The 18,292-nt window shown below is 74.7% G+C and carries 16 protein-coding genes; 5 read left to right on the top strand and 11 right to left on the bottom strand.

The genetic code is table 11. The features are described 5' to 3' along the window. Positions 1–10: 10 nt before the first annotated feature. The 4 genes from F9B16_RS04790 to F9B16_RS04775 all read right to left on the bottom strand — a co-directional run bounded on the left by F9B16_RS04790 (position 11) and on the right by F9B16_RS04775 (position 6,423). On the bottom strand, positions 11–1,693 hold the full coding sequence (locus tag F9B16_RS04790) for a dipeptide ABC transporter ATP-binding protein (RefSeq protein WP_151538592.1): 1,683 nt from the start codon (positions 1,691–1,693) through the stop codon (positions 11–13). Further along, a complete protein-coding gene (locus tag F9B16_RS04785; RefSeq protein WP_151538591.1) occupies positions 1,690–2,595 on the bottom strand; it encodes an ABC transporter permease in 906 nt (301 codons plus the stop codon). Before F9B16_RS04785 ends, F9B16_RS04790 begins: the two co-directional genes overlap by 4 nt. Positions 2,596–2,600: 5 nt before the next feature. Continuing rightward, positions 2,601–3,575, bottom strand: a complete 975-nt coding sequence (locus F9B16_RS04780; RefSeq protein WP_151538590.1) for an ABC transporter permease — start codon at positions 3,573–3,575, stop codon at positions 2,601–2,603. A gap of 94 nt (positions 3,576–3,669) precedes the next feature. Next, positions 3,670–6,423, bottom strand: coding sequence for a family 78 glycoside hydrolase catalytic domain (locus F9B16_RS04775; RefSeq protein ID WP_151538589.1), 2,754 nt, complete (start codon positions 6,421–6,423; stop codon positions 3,670–3,672). A gap of 201 nt (positions 6,424–6,624) precedes the next feature. Between F9B16_RS04775 and F9B16_RS04770 the strand changes: the two genes are divergently transcribed. Both F9B16_RS04770 and F9B16_RS04765 read left to right on the top strand, forming a co-directional pair. Next, positions 6,625–7,644: an LLM class flavin-dependent oxidoreductase gene (locus tag F9B16_RS04770; RefSeq protein WP_264159683.1), complete on the top strand. Its 1,020-nt coding sequence runs from the start codon at positions 6,625–6,627 to the stop codon at positions 7,642–7,644. A gap of 84 nt (positions 7,645–7,728) precedes the next feature. Continuing rightward, a complete protein-coding gene (locus F9B16_RS04765) occupies positions 7,729–8,166 on the top strand; it encodes a winged helix-turn-helix transcriptional regulator (RefSeq protein WP_151538587.1) in 438 nt (145 codons plus the stop codon). 29 nt (positions 8,167–8,195) lie between these two features. On the opposite strand, the gene rfbH is transcribed toward F9B16_RS04765, so the two are convergent. The 3 genes from rfbH to F9B16_RS04750 all read right to left on the bottom strand — a co-directional run bounded on the left by rfbH (position 8,196) and on the right by F9B16_RS04750 (position 10,621). Beyond that, positions 8,196–9,500 (bottom strand): lipopolysaccharide biosynthesis protein RfbH, encoded by a 1,305-nt coding sequence (gene rfbH / locus F9B16_RS04760; RefSeq protein ID WP_225991351.1) that lies wholly within the window; start codon positions 9,498–9,500, stop codon positions 8,196–8,198. A gap of 168 nt (positions 9,501–9,668) precedes the next feature. Further along, complete coding sequence (locus F9B16_RS04755) at positions 9,669–10,175, bottom strand: GNAT family N-acetyltransferase (RefSeq protein ID WP_151538585.1); 507 nt, start codon at positions 10,173–10,175, stop codon at positions 9,669–9,671. A gap of 35 nt (positions 10,176–10,210) precedes the next feature. After that, positions 10,211–10,621 (bottom strand): winged helix-turn-helix transcriptional regulator, encoded by a 411-nt coding sequence (locus tag F9B16_RS04750; RefSeq protein ID WP_151538584.1) that lies wholly within the window; start codon positions 10,619–10,621, stop codon positions 10,211–10,213. A gap of 47 nt (positions 10,622–10,668) precedes the next feature. Here F9B16_RS04750 and F9B16_RS04745 point away from each other — a divergent pair, with 47 nt between their 5' ends. After that, complete coding sequence (locus tag F9B16_RS04745; RefSeq protein ID WP_151538583.1) at positions 10,669–11,538, top strand: MBL fold metallo-hydrolase; 870 nt, start codon at positions 10,669–10,671, stop codon at positions 11,536–11,538. Positions 11,539–11,558: 20 nt separating this feature from the next. Here F9B16_RS04745 and F9B16_RS04740 read toward each other — a convergent pair whose 3' ends face one another. The 3 genes from F9B16_RS04740 to F9B16_RS04730 form a co-directional block, all read right to left on the bottom strand. Continuing rightward, positions 11,559–12,935: an NtaA/DmoA family FMN-dependent monooxygenase gene (locus tag F9B16_RS04740; protein WP_151538582.1), complete on the bottom strand. Its 1,377-nt coding sequence runs from the start codon at positions 12,933–12,935 to the stop codon at positions 11,559–11,561. 12 nt (positions 12,936–12,947) lie between these two features. Next, on the bottom strand, positions 12,948–14,036 hold the full coding sequence (locus tag F9B16_RS04735) for an LLM class flavin-dependent oxidoreductase (RefSeq protein ID WP_151538581.1): 1,089 nt from the start codon (positions 14,034–14,036) through the stop codon (positions 12,948–12,950). Between the two features lie 155 nt (positions 14,037–14,191). Then, on the bottom strand, positions 14,192–14,761 hold the full coding sequence (locus F9B16_RS04730; RefSeq protein ID WP_151538580.1) for a TetR/AcrR family transcriptional regulator: 570 nt from the start codon (positions 14,759–14,761) through the stop codon (positions 14,192–14,194). A gap of 116 nt (positions 14,762–14,877) precedes the next feature. Between F9B16_RS04730 and F9B16_RS04725 the strand changes: the two genes are divergently transcribed. Both F9B16_RS04725 and F9B16_RS04720 read left to right on the top strand, forming a co-directional pair. Next, positions 14,878–15,873 carry a zinc-dependent alcohol dehydrogenase family protein gene (locus F9B16_RS04725; RefSeq protein WP_151538579.1) on the top strand — a complete coding sequence of 332 codons (996 nt, stop codon included), beginning with the start codon at positions 14,878–14,880 and terminating at the stop codon, positions 15,871–15,873. A gap of 154 nt (positions 15,874–16,027) precedes the next feature. Beyond that, positions 16,028–17,248: an SfnB family sulfur acquisition oxidoreductase gene (locus F9B16_RS04720; RefSeq protein ID WP_151538578.1), complete on the top strand. Its 1,221-nt coding sequence runs from the start codon at positions 16,028–16,030 to the stop codon at positions 17,246–17,248. Here F9B16_RS04720 and F9B16_RS04715 read toward each other — a convergent pair. Beyond that, positions 17,245–18,258, bottom strand: a complete 1,014-nt coding sequence (locus F9B16_RS04715) for an LLM class oxidoreductase (protein ID WP_151538577.1) — start codon at positions 18,256–18,258, stop codon at positions 17,245–17,247. The genes F9B16_RS04720 and F9B16_RS04715 overlap by 4 nt on opposite strands. Positions 18,259–18,292: the final 34 nt, after the last annotated feature.

Raw genomic sequence — 18,292 nt, 5'->3', positions numbered from 1 at the left:
GCCGGCCGCGTCAGCGGCGGCCGGGGATGGCGTCGAGCAACTCCCGCGTGTGGCCGTGCCGTGCCGCGGCGAAGATCTCCTCGGTGGGGCCGGACTCGACGAGCCGGCCCCGGTGCAGCACGCCCACCTCGTCCGCGATGTGCCGGACCACCGCCAGATCGTGGGAGATGAACAGGTAGCTCACCCCGAGCCCGGCCTGGAGCGCCGCGAGCAGGTCGAGGATCTGGGCCTGCACGGAGACGTCCAGCGCGGACACCGGTTCGTCGCACACGACGAGCTCGGGGTTGAGCACGAGCGCCCGCGCGATCGCGACGCGCTGGCGCTGCCCGCCGGACAGCTCGGCCGGCCGGCGTCCCAGCACCGAGGCCGGCAGCGCGACGAGATCCACCAGCTCCCTGGCGCGGGCGCGGCGCTGCGCCCGCGAGCCCAGCCCGAACGACGTCAGCGGGTCGGTGACGATCTGCTCGACCGACCGCCGCGGGTCCAGCGACGCGAACGGGTTCTGCTGGACGATCTGCATCCGGCGCCGCAGCAGGCGCTGCGCGGCGCCCCGCGTCCCGGTGATGTCCTCCTCGCCGAGGAGCACGCGCCCGCCGGTCGGGTCGGCCAGCCGGAGGATCAGCCGCGCCGTGGTGGACTTTCCCGATCCCGACTCGCCGACCAGCCCGTAGGTCCGCCCCCGGGGGATCGTGAAGCTCACGCCGTCGACGGCCCGGATCGCGGTGGCGCGGCCGGCGGCGCGGGGCAGCCGGAACTCCTTGACCAGCTCCTCGACACGCAGAACGGGCACGTCCGGCCCGCCGCCCGTCTCCGGTGGGCGGGCGGGGCGCGGCTCGGCGAACGGGTCGCCGGGAGCGCCACCGGGGACCGCGGTCAGCCGTACCCGGTGCGGGCGCGGTGTCTTGGCGAGGCCGGGCGCGGCGTCGATCAGGGACCGGGTGTAGGGGTCGCGGGGGTCCGACAGCACCTCGCCGGCCGTGCCCTGCTCCACGATCGCGCCGGAGCGCATCACCAGGACGCGGTCGGCGCGCTCGGCCGCGACGCCGAGGTCGTGGGTGATCAGCAGCAGGCCGGTGCCCGACTCGCGGACCAGCGCGCCGATGTGGTCGAGGATGCGGCGCTGCACCGTGACGTCGAGCGCGCTCGTCGGCTCGTCGGCCACGATGAGCCGGGGGCGCGCCGCGATGGCGATCGCGATGAGGGCGCGCTGCCGCATGCCGCCGGACAGCTGCGACGGGTACTGCCGCGCCTGGACCGCGGGGTCGGGGAGCCCGGCGTCGGCGAGCAGCTCCAGCGTGCGGGCGCGGGCGGTGCGCCGGTCCGCGCCTCCCGACAGCCGCAGCGCCTCGGCGACCTGCGCGCCGATCCGCTGCACCGGGTTCAGCGAGGTGCCGGGGTCCTGCGGGATGAGCGCGATCTCCCGGCCGCGCACCTCGCGCCAGCGGCGTTCGGGCAGTCCAGCGAGGTCACGGCCGTCGAAGCCGATGCGCCCGCGGATGACGCGGGCCGACTTCGGGAGCAGGCCGAGCAGCGCGTAGGCCGTGGTGGACTTGCCCGACCCGGACTCGCCGACGATCGCGACCGTCTCGCCCTCCCCCACCGCGAAGCTCGCCGCCTCGACCGCGCGGACGGGTCCGCGGCGCGCGCGGTAGTGGACCGCCAGGTCCTCGACCTCCAGGAGACGCGGGCTCATCGTCGTTCCGTCCTTTCACCGTCGAAGGCGCGCGACACCCGGTTGGCGGCCAGGACGGTCAGCGCGACGACCGTCCCCGGCAGGATGGACAGCCACCAGGCGCTGCCGAGGAAGTCGCGCCCGGAGGAGACGAGCGAGCCCCATTCCGGCGTCGGCGGCTGGGCGCCGAACCCCAGGAAGCTGAGCGTGGTCACGCCGAGGATCGCCTCGCCGAACAGCAGCAGGGTGAGCACCCACACCGGGCCCATCGAGTTCGGCAGCACGTGGCGGAGGATGACGCGCGTCCACCGCGCCCCGCCGGTCCGGGCGGCCTCCACGAACCCGCTCTCGGAGACGCGCAGCACCTCGGCGCGCATCACCCGCGCGGTGCCGGCGACGGCGGCCACGCCGATGGCGATCCCGACGTCGACCGTGTCGCCCCTGCCGAGCACCGAGACCAGCATCAGCGCCAGCAGCAGCCCGGGGATCGCGAGCAGCACGTCGACCAGGCGCATGATCACCAGGTCGGCCGCGCCGCGCAGGAACCCGGCCAGCAGGCCGAGGACCGTGCCCGCGCCGAGGCCGATCGCCGTGGCGAGCGCCGCCGCCGGCAGCGTCCGGCCGGTCCCGTGGACGGTCTCGGCGAACAGGTCGCGGCCGAGCCGGTCGGTGCCGAACGGATGGCCCGGCGAGGGTGCGTGCAGGTGCGCGGCGGTGTCGACGGCCAGCGGGTCGCCGGGGGCGAGCAGCGCCGGCGCGACGGCCGCGACCACGACGAGGCCGACCCAGAGGAGAGCCAGGGCGAGGCCGGGGTCGCGCAGCAGGTGCGCCAGCGAGCGCAGCAGGGCGCCCACGGTCCGCGGCGCGGGACCCGGCTCCGGGAACCGCTCGCCGGCCGGCAGCGCGACGTCGGTGACCGACATCCCGCTCACCCCCGCCCCGCGAGTCCGGGCAGGGCGAAGCGCCCGGCGGGGCGCCGCGCGACCGCGAGCCGCGGATCGAGGACCTGGTAGAGCAGGTCGACAGCGAGGTTGACGGTGACGAACACCAGCGCGCCCAGCAGCACCACGCCCTGCACGACGGGCAGGTCCTCGGCGGCCACCGCGCCCTGGGTGACCTGGCCGAGGCCGTTGCGGGAGAACACCGCCTCGACCACGATCGCGCCGGTGAGCAGCCCGCCGACGAGCAGCCCCGCGAGCGTCAGGGCGGGCAGCGCGGCGTTGCGCAGCACGTGCCGGACGTTCACCCGCAGCGGCCCCGCGCCCTTGGCGCGGGCGACGGCCACGTAGTCCTTGCCGAGCTCGTCGCCCATGCTCTTCGCCAGCACCTGCCCGATGAGCGCAGCGGGCTGGACGGCGATGGTGACGGCGGGCAGCACCAGCCCGCGCAGGCCGCCCTCCCCGATGGCGGGGAAGACGTTCCAGGTGAAGGAGAGCCACTGCAGCAGGAGCAGCCCGATGACGAAGGCCGGGATCGCGACGCCGAGGGGCGGCAGGCTCAGCAGCGTCCGCCGGAGGCGGCGGGAGCCGGTCACGGTCGCCAGCACCGCCAGCCCCGTCCCGAGGAGCACCCCGAGGACGAGCCCCGCCCCCGCCACCGCGAGCGTCGGCGGGAGCGCCCGCCCGATCAGGGACGTCACCGGCTCGCCGGACTGCAGCGAGCGTCCGAGGTCCCCGTGCAGCGCCCCGCCCAGTTTGGTCAGGTACTGCTCCATCAGCGGGCGGTCGAGGCCCATCTCATGCCGGAGCTGAGCGAGCTGCTCCGGCGTGACGCTGTTGTTCGCGCCGGCGGCGATCGCGGCCGGGTCGCTCGGCAGCGCGTACAGAACGGCGAACGAGAGCGTGTACGCCGCCCAGAGCACGAACAGACCCTGGAGCACTCGTCCGCCCAGAAACCGCGCCATCGATTCGAAGCCCTTTCCCCGCCGGCGGTCCGGCGATTCCGATCCATGCCCAGGCTGCCGTGAACGGCAGATGCGGAACCCCTTCCGCGGCCCCCTACGCCACCCCTGAATCGGCGGGAGCCGCCCGCGCGGCGAACGCGTGGGCGCCGGGGCCGGCCTCCGCCCGCGAGCCGTCGGGGAGCACCACCTCGGCCGTCGTGCCGGGCGGGACGGTGACCTCCAGCGAGAACCGGCCGCGCTCGGCGCGCCACCCGGCCTCGATCCGCCCGTAGGGGCAGTCGTACGCCACCTCGGCCCAGGTCAGGCCGCCGCCCGGCCGCGGCTCGACCCGGAACCGCCGGTAGGCGGGCAGCTCGGGGTCGAGCCGCACGCCGGCGACGTGGCCGTGCAGGAACTCGACGACGCTCGCCCGCGTCGGCATGTTCAGCGCCAGCATCGTGGCGCCGTTCGGGGCGATGCCGTCCCAGGTCTCCCAGAACGTGGTGCCGCCGTTGTCGATCACCGACATCCAGGACCGGGGCCCGGAGCGCAGCAGGAGTTCGTAGGCGAGGTCGAGGTGGCCGTTGTCGGCGAGGACGGGCAGCAGCAGATGCGTCGTCGGCAGCCCCGTGCCGGGCCGCGTGCCGGCGGCGCGGATCAGCTCCGCCAGCCGGTCCGCGGTCCGCGCCCGCAGCGCCTCGGGCACCAGGCCGTAGGCGAGCGCCCGCAGGTGCGTGGCCTGGGTGTCGCAGGCCAGCCGCCCGTCGGCGGTGATGAACTCGGCCTGCCACGCGGCGCGGACGTCGTCGGCGAGGCGCCCGTACCGTTCGGCGTCCCCGGTCCGGCCGAGGACGCCCGCGATCCTGGACAGCAGCCGGGCCGACCGGTGGAAGTAGGCGGTGGCGAACGCCGCGTGGTCGCGGGCCTCCATCTCCTCGACGACGGCGGCGGTGAAGGAGTCCAGGTCGGTGGCCCAGGTGGTGCGCCTCCCGCCGAGCGACGCCGGCCGCCGTGGCGACACCGGGCGCTGCGGCGGCGCGGGTTCGAGGTGCTCCCCGAAGTGGTAGCCGGTGTCCCAGAGGAACTCCTCGTGCGGCGCCGGGACGGGCCGCGCCGCGCGCCGGCCGGGGTGCCGGTGCTCCCGCGCGATCCGGGCCACCCGGTCGACCCACGCGGTCATCGACGGGTACTGCCGCTCCAGCAGGCCGTCGTCGCCGTAGGCCCGCCACGTCTCCCACGGGACCACCACGGCCGCGTCGCCGAAGCCCGCCTGGCCGTGCGGGATGGCGAACCGCGCGGTGAGGCTGCGCGGGCCGAGGGGGTCGGGCGCGTAGTTGCGCACCGTCCCGTCCGGCCACTGGTCGGCGGCGAGGTCCGCCAGCCACTTGGCGCTCAGCCCGGACACGTCGTTCAGCAGCCGGGCGCCCCGGATGTTCCACCCGAAGTCGGTCCATCCGGCGAGCTCGCGGGTGATCTCGGCCGTCGGGACGTCGCACGCCTGGTTGCGGTAGGTCCAGTAGGCGATCTCGTGGAGCCGGTCGAGGCGCGCGTCGCTGCACCGGAACCAGCCCGTGCGCGGGAGGTCGGAGCTCACCGCGACCGCCGTCACGGCGCCGGCGGCGATCGGGCCGGGATGCCCGTCGACGCGCAGGTAGCGGAAGCCGTGCCGGGTGTGCCGCGGCTCGAAGGCCGGGCCGTCCGGGCCGGCCGAGACGACCCGGTCGGTCTGGATGCCGCGCGCGGGCGTGTACCAGTGGAGGGTGGCCTGCCCGCTGGCGGTGTTGACGTCGGTGCCGTCCGGGGTGAGCGCCTCGGCATGGGTCAGCGACAGCACCGTGCCGCGCGGTCCGAGGTCGGTGAGGCGCACCCATCCGCCGAGGTTCTGGCCGAAGTCGACGATGTGCCGGCCCGGCTCCGGCCGGGTGATCGCGACCGGGCGCAGTTCCTGGAGCCGCCGCACCGGCGGAGCGGGCGAGGAGACCAGCCGGGCCGCCGGGCGCTCGCGCACGGCGACCGGCGCCCAGCGGCCCGCGACCGGACCGGGGGCGCTCCACCCGGCCGGCTCGTCGCGGAGGTCGGCGGCGACGCCGTCGAAGAAGTCGGCCGCCTTGACGGCCCCGACCGCCGACCGCCAGCGCGGGCCCGTCCCCGCCACCGTCGAGGTGCCGTCCTCGTGGTCGGCGTGCAACTGGAGCAGCAGCGCCGTGCGGTCGCCGAACCCGTCGGGGAGGCGGTGGTAGGAGGTTCTGCCGCGGAACCAGCCGTCGCTGAGGACCGCGCCGAGCACGTTGGCGCCGACGCGGACCGCGGCGGTCACGTCGTACGCCTGGACGTGCAGGTGGTCGCGGTAGGCGGTGAAGCCGGGGGCGAGTTCGGCGTCCCCGACCCGTTCGCCGTTCAGGAACAACTCGTACAGGCCGCAAGCCGTCGCGTACACGCGCGCCCGGACCACCGGGCGGTCGACCGTGAACTCGCCGCGCAGCAGGTAGCCGGGCCGGAAGCCCGCCGGCGGCACCTCGTCCTCCACGGGCCCGACCCACGCGGCGGCCCAGTCGTCCGGATCGAGCAGGCCCATCTCCCACGCGGCGGGCTCCGACCAGGCGCTGGCGCCGGCGTCGGTGCGGACCCGCACCGCGCATCGCACGGCCTCCCGCGACGCGAGCGGCGGGCCGCCGTAGGGGACGAACAGGCTGCGGTCCGAGGCGACCCATCCGGTGTCCCACGGCCGGTCGCCCGCCCGGCCGCGGATCCGGTAGGCCCGCTGCGTCCGGGTCCCGGACGGCAGCCGCCAGCTCAGCCGGGGCAACCGCTCGGTCAGCCCCAGCGCCGCGGGCCGGTGCTCCAGCCGCAGATCGGTCGGCGCGGACACACCCCACCCCCTTTCGGACCATTCCTGATCGCGTGTGGGCACAGGAAAGCACGGGACGGGGTGGTAACAGCAATGTTCCTTCTTCCGGCGCCGCCGCCCACCGCCTACGTTTGGCGACTGGAGAAAGGCGATCCGCCTTCACCGGAATCGCGGGCGCGCACGAATGGGAATACGGCGGTACCGATCGTGAAGTTCTTCGGGGTGGCTCCCATCCGTTTCCTGGATTCCGCGGGCGCGGCCGAGCCGGCCGCGACGCGCGCGAGCTTCGGCCGCACGGTCGCGACCGCGCAGTACATGGAGGAGCTCGGCTTCGACGGCTTCGGGGTGGGCGAACGCCACCACTGGCCGTTCCTCTCCAGCGCGCCGCCGGTCGTCCTCGCCCACGTGGCGGCGCTGACCAGCAGGATCCGGCTGTTCACCGGGGTGACCCTGCTGTCGATGCTCGACCCTGTGCGCGTCGCCGAGGACTACGCGACCCTCGACCAGCTCTCCGGCGGGCGGCTGGAGCTGATCGTCGGCAAGGGCGCCGGACCGGGCGGCGCGATGTTCGGCCTGGCGCCCGACGAGCAGCGCCCCGCCCTCGCGGACAACTTCCGGCTCCTGCACGAGCTGTGGACCAGCGACGAGGTCTCGTGGCCGGCGGGACGGCGGCCGCGCCTGGACGGGGTGCGCACCCTCCCCCGGCCGCTGCGCGGGCGTCCCCGGATCTGGCACGGGAGTTCGTCGTCGGCGGAGTCGGTGGCGCTCGCCGCCGAGTACGGCGACCCCGTGGTGTTCTCCAACGCGGGCCCGTCCAGCGAGAGCGCCCGGCCCCTGGTCGAGCACTACCGCGCCGAATGGGCGCGGCGGGGCCGTCCCGCCGACCGGCTCTTCACCGGCGCGGGCACGCCGGGGTTCCTCGTGGCGAAGACCTCGCAGGCGGCGATCGCCGCGTACCGTCCCGCCTACGAGCGCCTGACCGCGATGCAGCGCGGCATCGGCGCCCGTCCGGCATTCCCCACGGTGGAGGAGTTCGTCGCGCGCTCGCCGGCGCTCGTCGGCAGCCCCGAGCAGGTCATCGACAAGGTGGGCCGCCAGCACGAGGTGTTCGGCCATTCGCTCGTCGTGGTCAGCGTCGACCCCGACGGCCTGTCGGAGCACGACCACCGGACCTCCCTCGAACTGTTCGCGACCGAGGTGGCGCCGGTCCTGCGCACCGCACTCCCCGATCCGCCCCCCTGACCCGCCCCTGCCGGGCGGACATCGGTTGCCCACGCGGACGGGCGCGTGCGACGCTGAGGCGTCCGCACCGGGGAAGGGAACCCGATGACAGCAGGATCTCGGCTGCCCGACGACGTCGAGCCCGGCACGTGCGCCGCCTTCCGCGACGCCCTCGACCGGGTCGGCAGCAAGTGGGGAATCGCGATCATCGCGGCGGCGGGCGAGGGGCCCATCCGGTTCGCCGAACTGCACCGGTCGATCCCCGGCATCAGCCGCCGCATGCTGACCCTCACGCTGCGCACGCTGGAGCGCGACGGGCTGATCACCCGCACCGTCCACCCCACCGTGCCCCCGCAGGTCGAGTACACCGCCACGGCCCTCGCCGAGGAGCTCTTCGCCTCCACCCGCGCCCTGTCGGCCTGGGCCGAGAACAACCACGCGAAGATCGCCGCCGCGCGCGCGGCCTACGACGGCAACGAGGCCGCCCGGCAGGAGGAGCCCGCCGCGCCCGCGGCCCGGGTCCCGACCGAGCCGCGGCCGTGACGCGCGGCGTCGCGCGGCCGTGACGCGGGCTACCGCCGGCTCGTGACGAAGTCCCTGATCGTGCCGATCACGTAGTCGATCATCTCGTCGGTGAGGCCGGGGAACACCCCGATCCAGAAGGTCCGCGCGGTGATGACGTCGCTGTTGGCGAGGCTCCCCGGCACCCGGAACTCCCGGCCCCGGTAGGCGGGCTGCCGGGTGAGGTTGCCGGCGAACAGCATCCGGGTGCCGATCCGCCGGTCCTCCAGGTGGGCGACGATCTCGTCCCGGTCGAACGGGGCGTCGGCGGTGACGGTGATGACGAAGCCGAACCAGCTCGGATCGCCGCCGGGCGTGGGCTCGGGCAGCAGCAGGCCCGGCAGGCCGTCCAGGCCCTCGCGCAGCCGCCGCCAGTTGCGGCGCCGCGCGGCGCCGAACTCCGGCAACCGCTTGAGCTGCGAGAGCCCCAGCGCCGCCTGCAGGTCCGTCGTCTTCAGGTTGTAGCCCACATGCGAGAACGTGTACTTGTGGTCGTAGCCGTACGGCAGGTCCCCGAACTGCTGGGTGTAGCGCTTGCCGCAGGTGTCGCAGGCGCCAGGCTCGCACCAGCAGTCCCGGCCCCAGTCGCGCAGCGACTCCACGATCCGCGCGAGCCTCGGCCGGTCGGTGGTGACACAGCCGCCCTCCCCCATGGTCAGGTGGTGGGCGGGATAGAAGCTCACGGTGCTGAAGTCGCCGAACGTCCCGGTCGGCCGCCCCTGGTACTTCGCGTCGACGCCGTCGCAGTTGTCCTCGACGAAGAAGAGGCCGTGCTCGGCGGCCAGCTCGGCCACCTCGGCCGCCGGGAACGGGTTGCCGAGCGCGTGCGCGATCATGATGCCGCGGGTCCGGGGGCCGATCGCCTCGGCGACCCGCTCGGCCGTGGTGTTGTACGTGCCGAGCTCGACGTCGACGAAGACCGGCACCATCTGGTTCTGCAGGATCGGATTGACCGTCGTCGGGAACCCCGCCGCGACCGTGACGATCTCGTCGCCCGGCTTTAGCCGGCCGGCGCCGATCTCCGGCTGCGTCAGCGCGGTCAGCGCCAGCAGGTTCGCCGAGGACCCCGAGTTGGTCAGGTGGACCTTGCGGCGCCGCAGGGTCCGTCCCAGCTCCCGCTCCAGCGCGAGCGCGCTCGGGCCCGCGGCGATGCGCATGGCGAGCGCGGCCTCGACCAGCGCGACGCGGTCGTCCTCGTTCAGGTCGGCGCCCGAGGGCATCACGAGCGTCTCGCCCGGGACGAAACGCCGGCTCCGTTCCCTCTCACGGTGGTATTCGCGGACCAGTTCCAGGATCAGGTCCTGGGAGTCACCCATCATCGCCTCCAGGCGGCGCCACGAAGCACGCTCCTCGCCCCATCAAAGCGATGGACCGCGCGTCCGCGTCCCCTGTAGGCCCCCCTTATCGTCCGGATGAAATGGGAACGGTGAATTCACCCGGGTACCGTGATGCGGCCGTCCTTCGCCGGTCGCGCGGCGGCACCGTCAGAGGGTTTTCTCCATGCAGATCGAGAAAGTCAGCCACTCGTACGGCGGAAAGACCGGAATGCGGGTGTAGCCCTCGCGCTCGTACAGCCGGACGGCGTCCGGCTGCCGGTCCCCCGTCTGCAGGACGACGCGGGACGCCCCGAGGGACCGGGCGGCCCTCTCCGCCGCGGCCAGCAGCGCGGTGGCGGCCCCCGAACCGCGATGCGCGGGCGCGACGTACATCCGCTTCAGTTCGACGCCGTCGCCGTAGCGCCGCAAGGCGACGTGGCCGACCGCGGTCCCGCCGGCGTAGGCGACGCCGACGTACACCACCTGCTCGGCCTCGACGCCGAGCGTGCCGTCCAGCTCCCGCTCCGGGTCCGCCGCCGCGGCGAGGATCTCCGCGACCCGGTCGGCGTACCGGCTCTCCATCTCCGCCTGCATCGCGTCCCGCAGTCCCACGGCGTCGGGATCGTCCCACCCGGTGGCGCGCACCTCGTAGCGCAGGTCATCCGCCATCCGCATCGGACATCCCCCAGAAGGATCGAGACTTTTCACAGTTAATCGGTAGGAATATATGCCATGCCGGGCAGATCGGCGGCGTGCTCGGCGGCCCATCGGCCCAACGCGGCGAGTTGCTCGCGCAGCGACGCGCCGACCTCGGTCAGGGCGTACTCCACGCGGCCCGCCCTACCGGGGGCCGGCGTGCGGCTCACGAGCCCCTCCTCCTCCAGCGTCCGCAGGGTGCGGGTGAGCACGCGGCGGCTGATCCCCTCGATGGCGCGGTCCAGCTCGTTGAAACCGTGCGGCCGGTCGGCGAGCAGCCGGATGACCGCCGGGCTCCACTTGTCGCCCACGCGCCGCAGGACGCCCGTCACGGGGCACGCACCGTACTCGGCGGCGGTGACGACGACCCCGCGCTCCACCGCCCCGGACGTCACCAGGCGAGCGGACGGCACGTCAGTGGACATGAAAGTTCCTTCTTCCGGTCCCGCCGGGGCGTCACGAAGATCAGCGTATGCGCACGTTCGACATCGGCGCGGTCTCGGTGACCCGGATCCCGCATTTCGAGAATCTGCCCCTCACCCCCGCCGCGCTGCTCCCCGGCACCGGCCCGGGCCTCTGGGAGGCGAACCGCTCCTGGCTCGCTCCCGACCACTGGGATCCCGGCTCCGACCGCGTCCGCGTCTCCGTCCACAGCTGGCTGCTGCGCAGCGCCGGGCGCACGATCCTCATCGACACCGGTCTGGTTCCCGATCCCCGCCAGGAGGGCGTGCCGGCCGGCGGTGACCTGCCGGCGGCGCTCGCCGCCGCGGGTGTGGCGCCCGCCGACGTCGACCTCGTGGTGTGCACCCACCTGCACGCCGACCACGTCGGCTGGAACACCCGCGAGGACGACGGCGGGCACGTACCGTTCTTCCCCCGGGCCCGGTACCTCTTCTCCGCCGCCGACCTCGCCTTCTTCGCCCCGGACACGCTGGTGGAGGAGCCCGGGCGCAGCGCCGCCGTCCATGCCCGGTCGGTTGAGCCGGTGCTGCGTTCGGGGCAGGCGGTCGTCTGGGAGGACCGCTTCGTCATCGACGAGAACCTGCGGCTCGACCTCGCCCCCGGGCACACGCCCGGGCACGGGGTGCTCGCCGTGGAGTCCGAGGGCGAGCGCGCGCTGTTCGTCGGCGACCTGCTCCACACGCCCGTCCAGCTTCTGGCACCGGACGCCTCCAGCTGTTTCTGCCACGACCCGTCCGCCGCCGCCCGGACCCGCCGCCGCGTCCTCGAACGGGCCGCGGACACCGCCGCGCTCGTCGTGCCGGCCCACTTCTGCGGGCCCGGCGCCGTCGAGATCGGCCGCGACGGGACGCGGTTCACGGCCCGCCGCTGGGTCCCCTGACCACCGCATCCGGGGCCTCCCTACGGGTTCAGCGGCGGCAGGTCCAGGTGCTCGCGCAGCGTCTCTCCCTCGTAGGCGGTGCGGTAGGCGCCGCGCTCCTGCAGTTCGGGGACGAGCTTGTCCACGATGTCCTCCAGCGCGGAGGGGATCAGGTACGGCGTGATGTTGAACCCGTCGACGGCGCGGGTGCGGACGTAGCGGACCCACTCGTCGGCGACCTGGGACGGCGTGCCGACGAAGGCGGGGTGCCCGGGCGCGACCTCCCGTGCCAGCTCCAGCATCGACAGGCCGCGCTGCTCGCTCTCCTCGCGCCACCGGGCGATCAGCGCGAGCTTGCCGGTGCGCCGCTCGATGGGGATGGTGCCGCGCGACGGGTCGAGCTCGCCCTCGACGGGGTCGATGCCGGGAAGCGGCCCGTGCGGGTCGTACCCGGACAGGTCCGTCCCCCAGTACTGCTCGAAGAACGTGATCGCGCGCGGTGCCGACATCTGCTCCTCGCGCACCCGGCGGGCGCGCTCGCGGGCCTCGTCCGGTGTGTCGCCGAGGACGACGGAGGCGCCGGGCAGGATCCGCAGGGAGTCGGCCGAGCGTCCGTACCGGGCCAGCCGCGCGCGCAGGTCGGCCGCGTAGGCCACGGCCTTGTCGTACGCGGTGTTCGCCGAGAACACCACGTCGGCGCGGGACGCGGCGAGCTCCCGGCCGCCGTCGGAGTCGCCGGCCTGGAAGAGGACCGGCCGCCCCTGCCGGCTCGCGGGCACCGTGGCGACGGCGCGGAAATCGACCAGGTCGGTGCTGCGGGCGACCTCGCCGATGGAGCCCGGTCGTGCCCAGCTCTTCGCCTCCCCGGTGGTGGCGACGGCGTCCGGCTCCCAGGCGCCCCACAGCGCGGTGACGGCGTCGACGAACTGGCCGGCCCTGTCGTAGCGGCGTTCGTGCTCCAGCCAGCCGCCGTGGCGGAAGTTCGCGCCGGTCCAGGCGTTGTCGGTGGTGACGATGTTCCAGCCGGCGCGGCCGTCCGACAGCAGGTCCAGGCTCGCGAGCCGGCGGGCCAGGTCCGCCGGGAAGTTGTAGGTGGCGTTCTGGGTGGCGACGAGCCCGATCCGCTCGGTGACCGCGGCGAGGGCGGACAGCTGCGTGATCGCGTCGGGGCGGCCGGCCACGTCCTGGTCGTGGACGCGGCCCCGGTTCTCCCGCACGCGCAGTCCCTCGCCGAGGAAGAACGCGTCGAACAGCCCGCGCTCCAGCAGCCGGGCGACCCCGATGAAGGTCTCGATCGCGACATGGTCGGCGGCGGACGGATCGTTCCACAGGAGCTGCGGCCCGACGCCGGTGTAGAAGACGCCGAGGTGGACCCGGGCGTGCGGATCGTACGGGGCGCCGGTGGGGGCTTCGGTCATGGCGGGTTCTCCTCAGGAGGCGGCGGTGAACCGGTTCGCGGGACGAGGCAGCCCGAGGGCGTCCCGCAGCGTCGCGCCCGGCGCGGGCGGGCGGTGCAGGCCGGCCTCCTCCAGGGCGGGCAGCACGTGCTCGGCGAGCAGGGGCAGGTCGGCGGCGAGGACGGCCGGATGCAGCCGCACCCCGTCGACGGCCCCGGCGAGCGACCGCAGCAGGCGGGCGAACCCGCCGGCGGACCCCACGTACCGGAACCGGCCGGTGTCCGGCCACGCGGCGGACTCCTCCAGCCGGGCGGCGCGCCCGGCGGCGGACGCGCCCGTCGCGCCGAGGACGACCTCGATCTCGGCGAACGCCAGCGCGGCGCCGGCCTCCCGCGCCTCCTCCGCGCGGTCGCGGAGGGCGGCGGTGTCGTGCCCGCCGACGAGGGCGATGTCGGCGCGGGCTCCGAGGCCCAGGGCGGCCGGCGCGAGGACCACGACCTGGCCCTGCGGCGGCCTGGGCGTGATCAGCGGGCCCTTGACCGTGAAGCGGGCCCCTTCGAAGTCGACGTGGTGGACCCGGCCGGCGTCCAGGAACCGGCCGGTGGCGGCGTCCTTGATGACGGCGCCGTCCTCCCAGGAGTCCCAGAGGAGCCGGGCGGCGTCGACGACGTCGCGCACCTCCCGGCGCAGCTCCCCCGGTGCGAGCGGGACGGCCCCGATCGTCGCGAGCGACTCCGGGTCGTTCGCGGCGCCGACCAGCCATGCCGCCCGGCCGCGGCCGGCGTGGTCCAGGCTCGCGAGCTGGGTGGCGAGATGGAACGGCTCGGTCGTCGTCACGTGCAGGGCTGGGGCGAGGCCGATCCGCTCGGTGATCGTCGCGGCGAACGCCGCCCGGGTGCCGGCCTCCAGCCGCCCGGCCGCGTTGACGCCCGCGTGCGGCGGGACGGGCGCGTCGTCGAACGTCGCCAGCGTGAAGCCGGCCGCCTCTGCGGCGGCGACGTCCTCGCGCAGCGCGGCCGCGGTGAGGACCGCGCCGGGCGGACGCCCGGAGTACCGCCACGCGGCCGGGTGAGCACCGTCCCCGTCCAGTTCGATGGCCGCCGGCAGGCGGGGTTCACTCATGCGGCACCCTCCGGTTCGCGGTCGGGAGCCGCCCTGCTGCGGCGGCTCCCCGGCCTCTGCCGCGACCATAGGCACCGCTCCACTTTCCCGTCAATATCTACCTTTAAAGTAGGAAATTAGTCACGGCGCGGCGCGCGACGCCGCCGGCCGGGCTGCTAGAGGTCGCCCTGGAGTCCGGAGAGGAAGTGATCCGCCGCGTCCTGGACCCTGGCCCGGTCCCCGGTGGCCAGGAGATCGAGGAGCAGACCGCGGATCGTCGCGATGATGAGGGTGGCCTCGCGGGTGGCCGTCGACGGGTCGGCGTGCGGCCCTTGGGCGTCACGCAGGGAGGCCATCCAGTCGGCGACGACATGGTCCAGGAAGTCGGAGAACTGCCGGGGCGATTGGAGCGCGCGACCGTAGACGGCGAAGAACAGCCGGAACTCCGCCTCCCGCCGCGGGTCGGACGTCCGCTCCCAGACCGCTCGCGCCGCCCCGGCCAGTCCGGGCCGGTGGTCGGCCACCTCGCCGACGGCCGCGAAGATGCGCTCCCGCAGGCGCGCCAGGACGTCCTGGAGCATCTGGTCCTTTGACCCGAAGCGGTGGACGAGCGTGGTGGGCGACACGTCCAGGGCGGCTGCGATGGGCCGCCATGAGAGGTCGTTGAACCCGTGCTCGACCGTGTAGTCCACCACGCGGTCGAGCAGCTCGGCACGTCGTTGATGATCTACAGGCCGCCCTGCCATCACCGCCTCCTGGGTCCGGTTTGACTTAATAGAACGAACGTACAAAGAATGAGGGGGATCAGCAAGCGGCGGCACCGCACGAGGTGGCGCCCGCCCCGTTTAAGGAGAGTCGTCACATGGCGCGAGTCGTTGTCTTCGATGAGACCGGCGGACCGGAGGTCCTGCGCGTCGTCGAGGAACCGGCCGGCGATCCGGGGCCCGGAGAGGTGCGCATCAGGCTCGAGGCGTCCGCCGTCAACCGGCTGGACGAGCTGACGCGCTCCGGGGCCTCCCCCATGCCCGTCCGGCTCCCCCACGCCCGGCTGGGCTGCGAGGGGACGGGCATCATCGATGCCCTGGGCGAGGGCGTGGACGGGTTCGGCGTCGGCGACGCCGTCCTGATCACCGCGGTGCCCGACATGACGTCCAACGGCACCTACGCCGACTACACCGTGCTTCCGGCCGCCCGGGTCGTCAAGCGCCCGGCGGGGCTCGCCCCCGCGAAGGCCGCCGCGCTGTGGGTCGCCTACTCCACCGCCTACGGCGCGCTCGTGGAGAAGGCGAAGATGCGGCCGGGCGACACCGTCCTGATCACCGCCGCGTCCGGCACCGTCGGCCTCGCCGCCATCCAGATCGCCAACCAGATCGGCGCCGTCCCCATCGCGGTGACCCGGCGCACCGCGAAGAAGGACGGCCTCCTCGCCGCGGGCGCCGCCGCCGTCATCGCCACGGACCAGGACGACCTCGCGAAGGCCGCCTCCCTGCATACGGGCGGCGCCGGAGCCGACATCGTCCTCGACTCCGTCATGGGCCCCGGACTCGCCGACCTGGCCGCGGCGGCCAAGCGCTTCACCGGCACCCTCGTCACCGTCGGGTGGCTCGACCCGCGGCCCGCGCCCTACCCCTCGAACGCCATCACCACCCACCGCTACATGAGCTTCGAGCACACCCTCGATCCCGCGGCCGTGCGGCGCATCGCAGCGTTCCTCTTCGCCGGTCTGCGCACCGGCGCCCTGGATCCGGCCGTCGACAGGGTGTTCGCGCTGGAGGAGATCGTCGAGGCCCACCGGTACCTGGAGAGCGGCCGGCAGGCCCCAGGCAAGATCATCGTTACCGGCGGCACGTCCACCTGACGGTGGGTGGCCGGCATCGGCGCGGCCGGGCACCCCCGCCGAAGGCCGCACGCACGGTGGCGGTCATCGGGATCCTTTCGGGGACGGCCTATTTCATGTATAACCGACCTAGATAATAGGAAAAGGCGACCCCCGTCTCGACGAAGGAAGACCGATGAGCCCGACCAGGACCACGACGGCACCACCGGTGCTCGATGACGCCGCGGCCGTCGAGGCGGCCCGCGCGTTCGCCGCGCGAATCGCGCCCGGAGCGATCGAACGCGACCGGCAGGCCCGCCACCCGGCCGCCGAGCTGGACGAGCTGGCCGCCACCGGGCTGCTGGCCGTCTCGGTTCCGCGCGAGCACGGCGGCGGCGGAGTCGCCGCGAGCACCGTCGCCGAGGTGTTCCGCGTCATCGCCGCCGCCGACCCGTCGGTGGCGCAGCTGGTGCTCGCGCACTTCGTGCTGATCGCCCTGCTCGGGCAGGCCGGGACCGAGCCGCAGAAGGAGTTCTTCTACGGGCAGGTCACCGCGGGCGCGCGGATCGGCAACGCGACTGCCGAGCGCGGCACCAAGCACGTCTTCGACCGGCTGACCACGGTCACTCCCGACCCGGCGGGCGGGTACCGGCTCGACGGCCGCAAGTACTACACCACCGGTGCGCTCGGCGCGCAGTGGATCGGCGTGGCGGCCTCCGTGGAGGGCGACCAGAACCTTCCGGTCACCGCGTTCGTGCCGGGCGACGCCGACGGGGTGGAGTTCGCCGACGACTGGACCGCGTTCGGGCAGCGCGCGACGGCCAGCGGATCGATCGTGTTCACCGGCGTCCACGTCCCGGCCGAGCGGGTCCTGCACCTCGGGCCGGTGCCCGCCGACCCGCCGCCGCTGATCCTCGGCGCCTACGACCAGCTCCTGCACCTGGCCATCGACGTCGGCATCGCCCGCGCGGCACTGGAGGAGGGCGCCGCCTTCGTCCGGGACCGCTCGCGCCCCTGGTTCGAGTCCGGCGTGGACCGGGTGTCGGACGAACCGCACGCCGTGCTGCGCTTCGGCCGGCTCACCACGCTCCTGCACGCCCTGGAGGGGCTGTTCGAGCGCGGCGCCCGGGCCGTCGACGCCGCCCTCGCCGCGCCGGCGCTGACCGACGAGAACACCGCCGCCGCGTCGCTCGCGGTCGCCGAGGCCAAGGCGTACGCGCAGGAGGTCGCCGTCCAGATCGCCTCCGACGTCCTGGAGCTCGCCGGGACCAGCGCCGCCGACGCCCGCCACGGCCTGGACCGCCACTGGCGCAACGTCCGCACGCACTCCCTGCACGACCCCGCCCGCTGGAAGTACGTCCACATCGGCAACCACACCCTGAACGGGACGAACCCGCCGCGCTACCCGCTGCTCTAGCGCTGGGGGACGGGGGCCGGGAACACGCCGGGGCCGTCGGGCAGCAGGTCGGCGGCCTCCGGCAGTCCCAGCCGGGCGCGCAGCGGGCCCGCGGCGAGATCCCCGCCGGCGTGCAGCCGACCCGCCAGTTCGATGGCCTCCCGCGGGTCGGGGCCGGTGGGACGCAGCACGATACCGTCGGCACCGGCCGCGGCGGCGGTCGACGCGCGCGCGTCGGCGGCCGCCGTGCCCGGCGGGACGTCGACCACCGCGAACAGCAGGGGGCGGTGGCCCGGATCGGCGAAGTGCCGGCCGGACGCCGCATCGAGCACGGACCGCGCGCCGGACGCGAGCCCGTGCGGGACGATCACGAGGTCCGCCACGTCGGCGGCCGCCTCGAGTTCGTCCGCGCGGTTCGCCCACCAGGCCACGACGGACGCGCCGGTGCGCGGCGCGGGGAGCGTCAGCGGGCCCGCGACCGAGTAGACGCCCTGGTGGTCGGCGCGGCGGATCCGGTCGCCGCGGGCGAAGATCCGCTGCTCGCGGTCGGCGACGATGGCGTCGTACGGCCAGGTCTGCTCGAGTTCGCGCGTCGCCAGCGCCAGGTCGTGGGCCTCCGCGGTCCCGGCGCGCCGGGTGAGCTCGGGGCCCTCACCGTGCGTCCGGGCGGCGAGGGCGGCGACGTACGGATCGGCGACGCCCACGACGAGCCCGGTGCGGCCGTGCGACAGGTGGCCGAGGGAGGCGACTCGCCGCGCGAGGTTGTACGGGTGGTCCCGCACCGGCGACGAGGCGAAGAGGAACGCGGCGGCGGTGGTGCGGGCGGCGAGGACGGTCGCGGCCGCGCTCGGGTCCGCCGTGCGGCCGGCACCGGCTCCGACGGGAGCGAGGCGGTCGGCGCCGACGACGGTGAACGCCAGCGGCGCGCGGTCGAGCAGCGCGGTGAGCGCGTCCTCATCCAGCACGGCCAGCGCCTGGCCGCCGGTCAGCGCCAGCGCGAGACGAGGCCGTGAACCGTGGTGACGGGGCATCGAGGCTCCTATTTTCGATATTATTGGTAGGGTA

The sequence above is a fragment of the Actinomadura montaniterrae genome (assembly GCF_008923365.1).
GTDB lineage: Bacteria > Actinomycetota > Actinomycetes > Streptosporangiales > Streptosporangiaceae > Spirillospora > Spirillospora montaniterrae.
The sequence above is the reverse complement of the archived record's forward strand: the minus strand, read 5'-3'. Positions and strand labels throughout refer to the sequence as shown.